Source organism: Chelatococcus albus (assembly GCF_030067675.1).
Classification (GTDB): Bacteria; Pseudomonadota; Alphaproteobacteria; order Rhizobiales; family Beijerinckiaceae; genus Chelatococcus_A; species Chelatococcus_A albus.
On record NZ_JASJEV010000002.1, the window covers coordinates 227433 to 239913 of the forward strand.

Annotated in this window: 11 protein-coding genes; 6 read left to right on the plus strand and 5 right to left on the minus strand. The window is 68.6% G+C overall.

Annotated features, from left to right (window positions below):
* Positions 1-157: 157 nt before the first annotated feature.
* From QNA08_RS04685 to QNA08_RS04705, 5 genes are all read left to right on the plus strand, one after another.
* The gene (locus tag QNA08_RS04685) at positions 158-1249 is read left to right on the plus strand and encodes a glycosyltransferase family 4 protein (protein WP_283739521.1); all 1092 of its coding nucleotides are present in this window, start codon (positions 158-160) and stop codon (positions 1247-1249) included.
* A gap of 19 nt (positions 1250-1268) precedes the next feature.
* Positions 1269-3485 (plus strand): amylo-alpha-1,6-glucosidase, encoded by a 2217-nt coding sequence (locus QNA08_RS04690; RefSeq protein WP_283739522.1) that lies wholly within the window; start codon positions 1269-1271, stop codon positions 3483-3485.
* A gap of 279 nt (positions 3486-3764) precedes the next feature.
* Positions 3765-4268, plus strand: a complete 504-nt coding sequence (locus QNA08_RS04695) for a TetR/AcrR family transcriptional regulator (protein ID WP_283739705.1) — start codon at positions 3765-3767, stop codon at positions 4266-4268.
* Between the two features lie 16 nt (positions 4269-4284).
* A complete protein-coding gene (locus QNA08_RS04700; protein WP_283739523.1) occupies positions 4285-5262 on the plus strand; it encodes a metal-dependent hydrolase family protein in 978 nt (325 codons plus the stop codon).
* Between the two features lie 310 nt (positions 5263-5572).
* Positions 5573-6403 (plus strand): ABC transporter permease subunit, encoded by an 831-nt coding sequence (locus tag QNA08_RS04705; RefSeq protein WP_283739524.1) that lies wholly within the window; start codon positions 5573-5575, stop codon positions 6401-6403.
* Positions 6404-6458: 55 nt separating this feature from the next.
* Here QNA08_RS04705 and QNA08_RS04710 read toward each other — a convergent pair whose 3' ends face one another.
* The 5 genes from QNA08_RS04710 to hisE form a co-directional block, all read right to left on the minus strand.
* Positions 6459-7313, minus strand: coding sequence for a carbohydrate ABC transporter permease (locus QNA08_RS04710; RefSeq protein ID WP_283739525.1), 855 nt, complete (start codon positions 7311-7313; stop codon positions 6459-6461).
* Positions 7310-8251: a carbohydrate ABC transporter permease gene (locus QNA08_RS04715; RefSeq protein ID WP_283739706.1), complete on the minus strand. Its 942-nt coding sequence runs from the start codon at positions 8249-8251 to the stop codon at positions 7310-7312. The genes QNA08_RS04710 and QNA08_RS04715 overlap by 4 nt, the downstream gene beginning before the upstream one ends.
* Entirely contained in the window at positions 8251-9279 is a 1029-nt protein-coding gene (locus QNA08_RS04720; protein WP_283739526.1) for an ABC transporter ATP-binding protein, read from the minus strand. Before QNA08_RS04720 ends, QNA08_RS04715 begins: the two co-directional genes overlap by 1 nt.
* A 99-nt stretch (positions 9280-9378) precedes the next feature.
* Positions 9379-10728, minus strand: coding sequence for an extracellular solute-binding protein (locus QNA08_RS04725; RefSeq protein WP_283739527.1), 1350 nt, complete (start codon positions 10726-10728; stop codon positions 9379-9381).
* A gap of 230 nt (positions 10729-10958) precedes the next feature.
* Entirely contained in the window at positions 10959-11339 is a 381-nt protein-coding gene (gene hisE, locus QNA08_RS04730) for a phosphoribosyl-ATP diphosphatase (protein WP_283739528.1), read from the minus strand.
* Between the two features lie 161 nt (positions 11340-11500).
* On the opposite strand from hisE, the gene QNA08_RS04735 reads away from it, so the two are divergent.
* The gene (locus tag QNA08_RS04735) at positions 11501-12481 is read left to right on the plus strand and encodes a DMT family transporter (RefSeq protein ID WP_283739529.1); all 981 of its coding nucleotides are present in this window, start codon (positions 11501-11503) and stop codon (positions 12479-12481) included.

A 12481-nucleotide genomic window follows, 5' to 3' on the forward strand; every position in this document is an offset into this window, starting at 1 on the left:
CCGGGGCGGTTTGCGTCGCGGACTGTGCGAGGAGGGGCATCGCCGCTATACTGATCCGCAACGCCGCTTCTCGATCGGCGTCGTTCTGCGCCATGCGGGCCGGGTCGGCCTGCATCTTTCATTGTCAATGCTTCGTCCGTGTGCGGAGGCCTTGCCGATGAAGATCGCTCAGATCGCTCCCCTCGCCGAACGCGTTCCACCGAAGCTTTACGGCGGTACCGAACGGATCGTCTCCTACCTCACGGAGGAGCTCGTCCGGCAAGGGCACGATGTCACCCTCTTCGCGAGTGGCGATTCCCTGACCACCGCCCGGCTCGTGCCCTGCTCGGACATGGCGCTGAGGCTCGATCCGGCGGTCGAGGACTATGTCCCGTATCACATCGTCATGCTCGACGCGGTGCGGCGGAGGGCCGACGATTTCGATGTCCTGCATTTCCACATCGACCTCTGGCACTATCCGCTCGTCCGCGATTTCGCGGACCGTACCGTCACCACGCTGCACGGCCGCCTCGACCTGCCGGACCTGAAGCCGCTCTACACGGTCTTCTCCGAGATCCCGCTCGTCTCGGTCTCCGACGCGCAGCGGGAACCGATGCCACCGGTCACCTGGGTGGGGACGGTGCACCACGGCCTGCCGCGCGATCTCCTGCCGTACGTGGCCCGACCGCAGGGCGACTATCTCGCCTTTCTCGGGCGCATCTCGCCGGAGAAGCGGCCCGATCGCGCCATCGAGATCGCCGTGCGGGCCGGCCTGCCCCTCCGGATCGCCGCCAAGGTCGACAGGGTGGACCGGGCCTACTGGCACGACGTGATCGCTCCCATGATCGAGGCCCATCCGAATGTCCGGTTCTTGGGCGAGATCGGCGAGGGCGAGAAGGCGACCTTCCTCGGCAACGCGCGGGCGCTCCTCTTCCCGATCGACTGGCCCGAGCCCTTCGGCCTCGCGATGATCGAGGCCATGGCCTGCGGCACGCCGGTGATCGCCTTCCGGCACGGATCGGTGCCGGAGGTCGTCATGGACGGCGTGTCCGGCTTCATCGTGGACAGCGTCGAGGAGGCTGTCCATGCCGTTCGGCGCATCGGCATGCTCGATCGGTCCCGCGTCCGGGCGAGCTTCGAGAGCCGCTTCACGGCCGAGCACATGGCGCTGCGCTACGTTTCCATCTACCGCGCGCTTCCCGGCCTGCGTGCCGCCGCCGAAGGCCGGCGCCGCGACGGCGGGGATGTCGGCCTCCAGGTGGTCGCCTGATCAGCGGAGAGAGGTGCCGATGCAGACGATCAGTCCCGGGGCGGCTGCCCAGGTTCCGGCGGGGGCCGGAACGGTCGCCTCGCAGATCGCACAGTTTTTCATCCCGGCCGCCGCCTCGCTCCAGGAGCGGCGGCCCCGCACGCTCAAGCATGGCGACACCTTCGCCGTATTCGATCACAACGGCGACGCGCTTTCCGGCCCCGGCAGCCCGGAGGGCCTCTACCACCGCGACACACGCCATCTGTCGCATCTCTGCCTCACGGTCCAAGGTGCGCGGCCGCTGCTGCTCAGCTCCACGCTGCGCGACGACAATGCGACGCTGACCTGCGACCTCACCAATCCGGATCTGTTCGATGCGGAAGGCAGGCTCGCGCTCGAGCACGACCTCATCCACATCCGCCGCTCGCGCTTCCTGTGGCGGGCGACCTGCTTCGAGCGCCTGGCGGTGCGGAACTTCAACGATGAGCGCCAGCACGTGCGGCTGGCGATCGCCTTCGCCGCCGATTTCGCCGATCTCTTCGAGGTGCGCGGCACCCGTCGGGCCCGCCGCGGCACCCACCAGGCCCCCGATATCGGCCCTGCCGGGGTGACGCTCGCCTATGTGGGGCTCGACGGGCAGAGGCGCGAAACGAACCTGCGCTTCGACCCCCTGCCGAGCGAAATCGCGGGGGATCATGCCGTCTTCGACATCGACCTGGCCCCGCACGAGACCAAGATGCTCTTCGTCGAGGTCCGCTGCGCCGGCGAGGCGTCGAACCATCCACTGCGCAGGGCCTTCTTCATGGCCTTGCGCGACGCGCGGCGGGCCTTGCGCGCCTCGTCCACACGGGGCGCGTCCATCGTCACGTCGAACGAGATCTTCAACGAGGCGGTGCGGCGCAGCGTCTCGGACCTCTGCATGCTGACCACCGATACGCCCGAGGGCCCCTATCCCTATGCCGGCATTCCCTGGTTCAGCACGGTGTTCGGGCGTGACGCCCTGATCACGGCACTGGAGACGCTCTGGTTCGATCCTGCGCTCGCCCGCGGCGTGCTCGGCCATCTGGCAGCCAACCAGGCGACGGCGGCTGACCCGTCGGCCGATGCCGAGCCGGGCAAGATCCTGCACGAGCTGCGCCAGGGGGAGATGGCGGAGCTCGGCGAGGTGCCCTTCCGCCGCTACTACGGCAGCATCGATTCCACGCCGCTGTTCGTGATGCTCGCCGGTGCCTACTACGAGCGGACCGCCGATCTGGAGACGGCCCGGCGGCTGTGGCCGCACATCGAGGCTGCCCTGTCCTGGATCGAGAACGACGGCGACAGGGACGGCGACGGCTTCGTGGAATACGCCCGTCGGGCCGGCGACGGATTGGTGAACCAGGGCTGGAAGGACAGCCACGATTCCGTCTTCCACGCCGACGGAAGCTTCGCCCGCGGGCCGATCGCGCTCGCCGAGGTGCAGGCCTATGTCTACGGCGCCTGGCGCGCGGCGGCCTTGCTCGCCAGGCGCCTCGGGCAGGCGAGCCGCGGCGCGCAGCTCAAGGCCCAGGCGAAGGCGCTGCGGCGGCGGTTCGACCAGGCCTTCTTCGACGAGGAACTCGGCACCTATGTGCTTGCCCTCGACGGTGACAAGAGGCCGTGCCGGGTGCGCGCCTCGAATGCCGGCCACGCGCTCTTCACCGGCATCGCCTATCCCGAGCGCGCCGCTTCGGTGATCGATGCGCTGATGGCCGGTCCGTCCTTCTCGGGCTGGGGCGTGCGCACCGTCGCGGCGACGGAGGCGCGCTACAACCCGATGAGCTACCACAACGGTTCCGTCTGGCCGCACGACAACGCCCTGATTGCCGCCGGCTGCGCCCGCTACGGCTTTCGCCGCGAGGCGGCGCGCATCTTCGAGGGGCTGTTCTCCGCCTCCATCTACATCGACCTGCGGCGCCTGCCCGAGCTGTTCTGCGGCTTTCCGCGGCAGCGCGGCCAGGGGCCGACCTTCTACCCGGTCGCCTGCGCACCGCAGGCCTGGGCGGCGGCGGCGCCCCTGTCGCTCATCCAGTCCTGCCTTGGTCTCGGCTTCGAGCCGGAGACGGGCCAGATCACCTTTACCCGGCCGATCCTGCCCGAGTTCCTGCAGGAGGTCGTGCTGCGCCACCTGTCCGTCGGCCGTGGATCGGTGGACGTGGCACTGAGGCGCATCGGCTCCGAGGTGGTCGCCAATGTCCTGTCACGTGACGGTGACATCCGTGTCGTGACCACCAGCTAGGGGGGCCGGCAGCGTGCTGTCGGGATGGTGTCGAGGTGCGGATCGATCGCCGATCCCGCTCGCCGCGCGCGGCCCGACATGGTCGCGTCGACGTCTGCGTGGTGCGCGCCCGCAACGGCTTCCGCGCGCATGCCCGGCGGGCCGATTGCCTGTCCGATCCAGGGCCCGGCGGGCGTCGTTCCAACCGGCACATGCGTCCCGCACATATGGAGATTGATGGAAGCGGCCGATCGCGCGGCCGGTCGTTGAAACGGCAGGGGAGGGCGGACCACGGCCGACATCGCCGAGCGGGCGGGGCTGTCGCGCGGCGTGCTCAACCATCACTTCGCCAGCAAGGAAGACCTCGTCGTCCACTCCGTCGAGGAGCTGCTGCACAGCTACACTGAAGAAATCCGTGCGCTCGCCGCCGAGGTGCGGGACGGGCGGCTGAGCTTCGATGGGTTCCTCGACCGGCTGTGGGAGATGTTCTCCGGCCGGCTCTTCCTCATCACGCTCGAGCACATCACCGAGGCGCGCCACAACGACGCCCTCAGGCAGAGCATGGTGCCCGTGGTCCGCGAGTTCCACGCGGCGCTCGACGAGACCTGGCGCAACTTCTTCGGCCGCTCGCACCTGTCGGACGGCGAGATCGAGACGGCCCTCAGCGCCACCCTCTGCCTGTTGCGCGGCATGGGCGTGCAGACCGTGCTGCGCGACGACCCCGCCTATCACGCCCGCCTGCTCACCTGGTGGAAGGGACAGCTCGCGCTGCTGGTCCGCCTGCGCGACGGCAGGCCGGACTGACCTGGAAACGGAGCCGATGACAGACGCGAACCGGGCGGAGCCCCTCATCCTCTTCACCACCGTGCGCGACGTCGGCGGCGCCGATTTCGGGCTGCAGCAGGCGGTGGAGGAGGGATCGATCCTCGGCCCGCGTCTCGTCATCTCCGGCAAGGCCCTGTCGCAGACCGGCGGCCACTGCGACTTCCGTGGCCGCCATGACACGCGCAACCCCGACTGTTTCCGCCCGCGGCTCGGTTCGCTCGGCCGCATCTGCGACGGCGTCGAGGCGATGCGGCGCGCGGCACGCGAGGAGATCAAGGCCGGCGCCCAGTTCATCAAGATCATGGCCAACGGCGGCGTCGCCTCGCCCACCGATCCGATTGCCTTCATGGGCTTCTCGCGCGAGGAACTCCTCGCCGTGGTCGAGGAGGCGCGCAACGCGCAGACCTACGTCTCCGCGCATCTCTACACCGACGAGGCCATTCGCCGCGGCGTCGAATGCGGCGTGCATTCGGTGGAGCACGCCAATCTCGTCGGGCCGGAGACGGCGCGGCTCATGGCCGAGCGCGGCGCCGTCGCCTGCCCGACGCTCGTCACCTACGAGGCGCTGAAGAACGAAGGCGCCGCCCTCGGCTTCCCGGAGACCTCGGTTGCCAAGATCGACGACGTGCGCTTGGCCGGCATGCGCTCCCTCGAAATCCTGCGCGAGGCGGGCGTGACCATGGTCTATGGCTCGGACCTGCTCGGCGAGATGCATCGGCACCAGTCCGAGGAGTTCGTCATCCGCGGCCGCGTGCTGCCGGCCGCCGAGGTCATTCGCTCGGCGACCGCGGACGCCGCAGCCCTTCTCGGCATGGCGGGGCAGGTGGGCTCGATCGCCCCGGGCGCCCACGCCGATCTCGTCGTCGTCGACGGCAACCCGCTCGCCGACCTGTTGCACCTCACCGGCCAGGGACGGCACATGCCGGCCATCATGAAGGCCGGCCGCTTCCTGAAGAACAAACTCGACGCATAAGCGCTCCTCCAGGGAATACAGCGATGCAGACCACTCGCCGCAGCTTTCTCGGCTTGCTCGCAGGCGGCGCCACGCTCGTCGTTGCCCCGGCATCCTGCGCGCACAGGATGGAGGAACCATCCGCATCGGCGCGCTCAACCCGATCACCGGCTCCGGCGGGCCCTACGGCGGCGGCATGCAGAGGATGATCGTGGCGGCGGCCGAGGCGGTGCCAGTGGAGCCTGCCCCTGCGGGAAGCGGCTCCACGGGTCTTTGCAAGCGTCACTGGTCCGGGCCGGCGGAACCCGCGCCGGCTCGAGGGATGCGCCCCTTGTTCTACGCTCAGCTCGTCGTGAACGGCATCGTGCAGGGCCTCGTCGTGGGGCTCGCCGCGCTCGCCATCACGCTCGTCTTCGGCATCGCGCGCTTCGCCAATGCGGCGACCGGCGACGCCATGACCTTCGGCGCCTACGCGGCCTTGACCGCGCACAAGGCGACCGGCTCGCTCCTCCTCGGCTCGCTCTCGGCGGTCGCGGCCACGGGCGTCCTGTCGCTCGCTGCCTATCTCGCGGTGTTCCGCAACCTCGCCAACCGCTCCGTGGTGGCGCTGCTCGTCGCCTCCATCGGCGTCGGATTCGTCATCCGCGCGGCGCTCGGCGTGCCACTGTCGCGGCCGATCCGCTTCGGCGAGATCGCGGTCAATCCGCTCGACCTGCAGCTTGCCGGCGTCGCGGCCGTGGCGCTCGCGGCCGTCTTCGCCGTGCTGCATCTCACGCCCATCGGCCGGCAGATGCGCGCCGTGGCCGACGACCGCGATCTCGCCCGCGTCTCCGGCATCCGGCCCGAGCGCGTCATGGTTGCCCTGTGGCTCTTCGCCGGCGGCGAGCGCCAGCAGCTCGCCTTCGCCCGCGCGCTGATGCCGCGGCCGAAGCTGATGATCCTCGACGAGCCGACCGCGGCGCTGTCGCCGGCCAAGGTCGCTGATTCCTTCACGCTCATCCGGCGCCTGCCGTCGCTCGGCGTTACCGTGCTTGTCGTCGAGCGGCGGGCGCGCCAGTCCCTCACCATCTCCGACCGGGGCTGCATCCTCGACGGTGGCCGCGTGGCCCTCGCCGACGAGAAGGCGGCGGAGCTCTATTTCGGGCGCGCGGCCCACGCATGAGGCAGCGTGCCGCGAGGCGCCGTCGCGCCTGACGGCTGCTGTCGCGCGCTTGCGCCTACTTTCCCGCCCCCACGGTGAAGCCGGCCACGAAGCGGTCGACGAAGAGATTGTAGACGATCGCGATCGGCACGCTCGCGATGAGGCAGGCGCCCATCATCGAGCCCCAGAAATAGACGTCGCCGCGCACGAGGAAGGTCGGCACGCCGACGCTCACCGTATAGCTGGCGGACGAGGTGATGAAAGTCACGCCGTAGACGAATTCCTGCGTCACGAGCGTGAAGGTGAAGATGACGGCGGTGAGCACGCCCGCGAGCGAGATGGGCATGACCACCTTGAGGAAGGCACCGAGGCGACTAAGCCCGTCGACCATGGCGGCCTCCTCGAGATCGCGCGGGATCGCCTTGAAGAAGCCCATGAGAAGCCACGAGCAGAAGGGCACCGTGAAGCTCGGATAGACGAGCACGAGCGACCACAGGGAATCCTGCAGGCCGAGGGCCGCGATGATCCGCGAGAAGGGAACGAACAGGATCGTCGGCGGCACGAGATAGGTGAGGAAGATGGCGACGCCGAGCGTCTGTGCCCAGGCGCCCGTCATGCGCGCCAGCGCATAGCCCGCGGGCAGGGCGAGCAGCAGCGTGATCGCCACCACGGCGAGCCCCACGAGGCCGGTGTTGGCGAGCCATTGCAGGTACTGCGTGTCCTCGAACAGGACGACGAGATGGTGCAGCGTCGGAGGATCATTGAAGAGATAGGGATTGTTGGTGATGTCGTGCAGATCCTGCGTCGTCTTGAAGGTCGTGATCAGCATCCAGTAGAAGGGAAAGGCGAGGAACGAGACGAAGAACATCAGCAGGCCCGTGCGACCGAAGGCGCCACCCCATCGACGTGCGCGTGCCTCGAGCGGGGTCATGCGGCGATCTCCGCGCGCCGGGCGAGGCGCAGGATGAGGACGGCGCCGGCCACCAGGACGGGGAAGAGGAACAGCGAGATCGCGGCCCCGCCGGCGAGGTCGCCGCCCTGGATGCCGGTGAAATAGGCCCAGGTGGCGAGAACCTGCGTCGTATCGTAGGGGCCGCCGCGGGTGAGCACGAAGACGACGATCATGTCCGTGAAGGTGAAGACGACGCCGAAGAGGAGTGCCACCAGCATGATCGGCATCACCAGCGGGAAGGTGATCTGGATGAGGTGCCGCCAGAAGCCCGCCCCGTCGACGGCCGCTGCGTCGTGGATGTCCTGCGGGATCGAGGACAGGCCGGCGAGGATGATCACGGTTGCGAGCGGCAGCATGCGCCAGACCTGCACGATGATGATGGAGGTCATGGCGAGGTTCGGCTGCCCGAGCCAGATCGGCCATTCGGCGGGGCCGAGGAGGCCGGCCGCACGAGCCGTCCAGTTGATGACGCTGTAGATCGAATCGTAGATCCATAGCCAGCCGATACTGCCGAGGGAGATGGGGGCGACCCAGGGCAGCAGGATGAGGAAGCGCACGAACCACTTGCCGCGGAAGTCGGCGCTGAGCGCGATCGCCAGCGCATTGGCGAGCACGAGCACGACGGCCTGCGACAGGACCGTGAAGATCAGCGTGTTCCGCAGCGCCCTCCAGAAGGTCGGGCTGTCGAGGATGCGGGAGAAGTTCTCGAGGCCGACGAACTGGGTCTCGCGGCTGGCGACGGTGACGTTCGACAGGCTGTAGTAGAGCGACAGGATGAAGGGGACGCCGACGAGCGCGACAATGTAGAGGACGGCCGGGGCGAGCATGAAGCGCCACAGCCAGCGCTCGTCGTCGGCCATCCGCGCGAAGAAGCCCCCGCGCGCGGCGGACTTGTCCTTCGGCGCCGGCCGCAGCATCACGGCGCGCCTCCGTCGATGCGTCGGCCGCTCTGGCGGTCGAAACGGTCGATGTCCCGGCTGCGGACGACGAAGACATGGCGTTCGCCCGGCGTGATGTCGGCGCGGACGTTGGTCGGCAGTTTGGAGATGACGTGGGCGTCGGACGCCCTCCCCTCGATGACGCCGTAGACCAGCCGCTCGGCGCCGAGATATTCGACGCGCGTGACGCGGAACGGGAACTCGACGCTGCCTTCGCTGCGCTCCACCTGGCGCGGCAGAAAGGCCTCCGGGCGGAAGCCGAGCCAGATGTCCTCCTCCTCGACGAGATTCATCGGAGGTGAACCGATGAAGGTGGCGACGAAGACATCCACCGGTCGGCCATAGATTTCCTGCGGCGTGCCGATCTGGCAGACCTTGCCGTGGTTGAGCACGGCGATGCGGTCGCCAAGGCCCATCGCCTCGGCCTGATCGTGCGTGACGTAGATGGTCGTCGTGCCGAGATGGCGCTGGAACTGCTTCAGCTCGTCGCGCGCGGCATTGCGCAGCTTGGCGTCGAGGTTGGACAGGGGCTCGTCGAGCAGGAACACGACCGGCTCGCGCACCACCGCGCGCGCCAGCGCCACGCGCTGGCGCTCGCCGCCCGAGAGCTGGCGCGGTTTGCGGGCGAGCAGGTGCTCGATGCCGAACATGCGCGCGGCCCAGCCCACCTTGCGCGCGATCTCGCCCCTCTCCGTGCCGAGCGCGCGCAGGGGAAAGGATATGTTCTTGGCGACGGAGAGGTGGGGATAGAGCGCGTAGCTCTGGAAAACCATCGCCACGTTGCGCGCCCGCGGCGGCAGGTCCGTGACGACCTCGCCGTCGATGACGACGTCGCCCGCGGTCGGGCGCTCGAGGCCGGCGATGATGCGCATCAGCGTGGTCTTGCCGCAGCCGGAGGGGCCGAGCAGGGCGAGAAACTCCCCCTCCCGCGCCACGAGGTCGATGCCGTCAACCGCGTGCACGTCGTCGAAATATTTCGAAACCCCCCGCGCCTCGACGGTTGCCATGGACCGGCCTCCGATTTGCCGGACGCGCCTCGCCGGCCGCCCCGCCGGCTTGACCGCAAGAGCCCGCTGCGCCGCCGCCGGCGGCGCAGCGGAGAGGGCTCAGATGAACCCCCGGTCGCGCCATTTCGCCCAGATGGCGCGCATCGCAGTCTCGGCCTGTTTCAGGGCGTTCTCGGGTGTCTCGGCGCCGGTCGCCGCGCGTGCGAACATCGTGTTGAGCACCCAGGTGTTGAAGGAATCCGCGATGGCCGCGCTCGAATAGCCCGGATAGCCCACGTTGGTCGCCCAATCGAGCACATCCGCGAGCACGGCGTACTTGTCGGGCGGCACCGCCTTCGTATCCTTTGCGATGAGCTGCTTGAGATCCGGCACCGTATTGGCGAAGCAGGGGAAGTTGTAGAATTCGCTCGCCAGGAACGCCTTGCGGAAGTTGTCGACGTAATCGACCAGGAACTTCTTGGCCCCGTCGATGTTGTCGGAGAACTTCCAGATGGCGTAGCAGTTCATCACATGTTCGAGGCCGATGCGCCGCACCGGCCCCTTTGCCGCCTTGGCGAGGGCGATCTTCTCGTGGATCGGCAGCTTGTCGTTCTCGCCCGTCCGCGTGATCGAAATGGCGTTGAGCACGAGCGACGAGCGGCCCGCCAGCATCTGGCGGTTGTTGGAGGAGGCGTCCCAGGCAAGGACTTCGGGCGTCATGGCCTCCTCGAAGAGGGCCTTGACGAACTTCAGCGCCTCGAGCGTGTGCGGGGAGTTGATCGTCAGGTTGCCCTCGGCGTCCTGCTCATGGGCGCCGAACGAATACATGATCGCCCGCATGGCCATGGCGGTGTCGAGTTCGGCCGACAGGCCGATGCCGACCGGAATGCGGTGCTTGTCCTTGATCTTCTTGCCGCCGACGCGTACGTCGTCCCAGCTGTCGGGCTTCATCCCGACATCGCCCCACAGGTCGGTGCGATAGTCGATCGGGTCCGGCACGAAGCTGTCGGAGAAGGCGAAGTAGCGCTTCGTCCTCGGATTGTAGGTGCTTTTCACGGCGAGATCGATCGGCGTGCCGTGCTTCCTCGCGCTTTCGGCATAGACGTCGGTGAGATCGACGACCTGGTCCTCGAAAACCGCAGGAGGCGACAGGAAGAGGACGAGGTCATGCCCCTTCTGCGCCGAGACCTCGGCCGCCGCGCGCGATTCGATGAGCGCAAGGTTGATGTTGTCGACGATGACGTCCGTGTCGTTCTTCTCTCCCCACTCCTTTACGTATTGCGTGTTGAACCACTTGTCGTAGCCGGGGACGAAGTGGCTCCACTGCAGGATCTTCAAGGTGTTCTTGGCCGCATGGGCCCGGCGGGCGTGGACGAGCGGCCCGAGGCCGACAGCCACGCCGGCCCCGGCGAACGTCTTGATCACCTCGCGGCGGGTCGCACCGCCTCGCTGCTGCGCTTGGGCTGTCATTGTCCGCTACCTTCCGCATGTCGCCCGGCGGTAGCGTCCCGGTCGCTGCTGTAACGTCCGGGAGGGCTCCCCGTCGTCAGCGTTCGATGGCGGACAGTATATTGCTTCTCACGACTGCGGAAAACCGCCGGCAATACAGCCCGACGCGCCTCGGGCCGGGCTTCGGCGGCGCGGTCGCATCCATGGGAGGCGAGGGCTGGCGGGCAGGGCGGGCGCCACCTCGGGGCGGTTCACCCGTCGCGCCGCAGGGAGCGGCGGCTACGCTCGGAGACGGCGAGGGGGCGTCTCCCCTTGTCGCCGACCTTGGGCAGCTTCTCGGCGATGCCGAAGAGCTGCTCGCGCCGGTCCATCTCCTTCCAGACGTCGTCGGGTGCCACCCCCGTCTCCGCCCACAGGACGACGAGGTGGTAGAGCAGGTCGGCGCTCTCGTTGACGATCTGCCCCCGGTCGCCCTGAACCGCGTCGAGGCCGACCTCGGCGGCCTCCTCCACCAGCTTCTTGGCCATCTTGGCCACGCCTTCCCGCGTGAGCCTGGCCGTGCGCGACGAGGCGGGGTCGCGCGTCTTGGCGTCGTGCACCGCGTTGTAAAGCCGGCTCAGCGAATCGGTCATGGCTTCACGTTAGGACGAAATGAAACGCAATGCGCGCATTTCGATGCGCTGATGCACCTTTTCGCGCGCAGAATGCTCGGATTCTTGCGCGCCGCAGCAATCGGGTCGTGCTCGCCGGCCCTTCCGCCCATGTTGCGGAGGGGCAATGGAGAAGCGCCAAGATGCACGGCAACGACGGCAGGCATATGAACCTCGGCGAATGGGCCCTGCTCTTCGCCCTGTCCCTATTGTGGGGCGGTTCCTTCTTCTTCGCCAAGGTGGCGCTGCGGGAGCTTCCGCCCTTCACGGTGGCGCTCGGCCGGGTGGGGCTGGCGGCTGCGACCCTCGGCCTCGTGCTCGCCGTTCTGCGGCAAGGGCTGCCGAGGTTGCGGGCGCTCTGGGGCGCCTTCCTCGTCATGGGCCTCCTCAACAATCTCGCGCCGTTCTCCCTCATCTTCTGGGGGCAGACGACGCTGACGGCAGGGCATGCCGCGATCCTGAATGCCACGATGCCGCTGTTCACGGTCATCGTGGCGCATGTCACCACAACCGAGGAGCGCATCACGCCGGCCAAGCTCGCGGGCATGCTCGCCGGCTTCGGTGGCGTCGTGGTCATGATCGGTCCCGGGCTCGCCGTCGTCGATCGCGCCTTCTGGGCGCAGGTCGCCTGCCTCTCGGCGGCTTTCTGCTATGCCTGCGCCGGCGTCTTCGGCCGGCGCTTCCGGCGGCTCGGAGTGGCACCCCTGCAGACCGCCTTCGGTCAGCTTGCCGCGACCACGCTGATGCTGGTGCCCGTCGTCTTCATCGTTGATCGACCGAGCCTTCAGGGCCTGGCGCATCCGGCGACGCTCGGCGCGCTCGCCGGCCTCGCCATCCTCTCCACCGCCCTCGCCTATGTCGTCTATTTCCGCCTGCTGGCCACGGCGGGGGCCACGAACCTGTCGCTCGTGACGCTGCTCATTCCCGCGAGTGCCGCCCTTCTGGGCTACGCCTTTCTCGGCGAGCGGCTCGGGCCCGGTCATCTTGCCGGCATGTCGCTGATTGCGGCCGGCCTCGCCGCCATCGACGGCCGTCCCCTCACGGCGCTCTCGGCGCTGCTCCCGGCGCTCCTGCGGCCGGATGCGCGAGCGCGCGTCGCGACGGACGGCGACGCCGAAGGCTGA

Coding starts and splice junctions, on each gene's coding strand:
- QNA08_RS04685 (WP_283739521.1), top strand. CDS start 158: ATGAAGATCGCTCAGATCGCTCCCCTCGCCGAACGCGTTCCACCGAAG.
- QNA08_RS04690 (WP_283739522.1), top strand. CDS start 1,269: ATGCAGACGATCAGTCCCGGGGCGGCTGCCCAGGTTCCGGCGGGGGCC.
- QNA08_RS04700 (WP_283739523.1), top strand. CDS start 4,285: ATGACAGACGCGAACCGGGCGGAGCCCCTCATCCTCTTCACCACCGTG.
- QNA08_RS04710 (WP_283739525.1), bottom strand. CDS start 7,313: ATGACCCCGCTCGAGGCACGCGCACGTCGATGGGGTGGCGCCTTCGGT.
- QNA08_RS04715 (WP_283739706.1), bottom strand. CDS start 8,251: ATGCTGCGGCCGGCGCCGAAGGACAAGTCCGCCGCGCGCGGGGGCTTC.
- QNA08_RS04720 (WP_283739526.1), bottom strand. CDS start 9,279: ATGGCAACCGTCGAGGCGCGGGGGGTTTCGAAATATTTCGACGACGTG.
- QNA08_RS04725 (WP_283739527.1), bottom strand. CDS start 10,728: ATGACAGCCCAAGCGCAGCAGCGAGGCGGTGCGACCCGCCGCGAGGTG.
- hisE (WP_283739528.1), bottom strand. CDS start 11,339: ATGACCGATTCGCTGAGCCGGCTTTACAACGCGGTGCACGACGCCAAG.
- QNA08_RS04735 (WP_283739529.1), top strand. CDS start 11,501: ATGCACGGCAACGACGGCAGGCATATGAACCTCGGCGAATGGGCCCTG.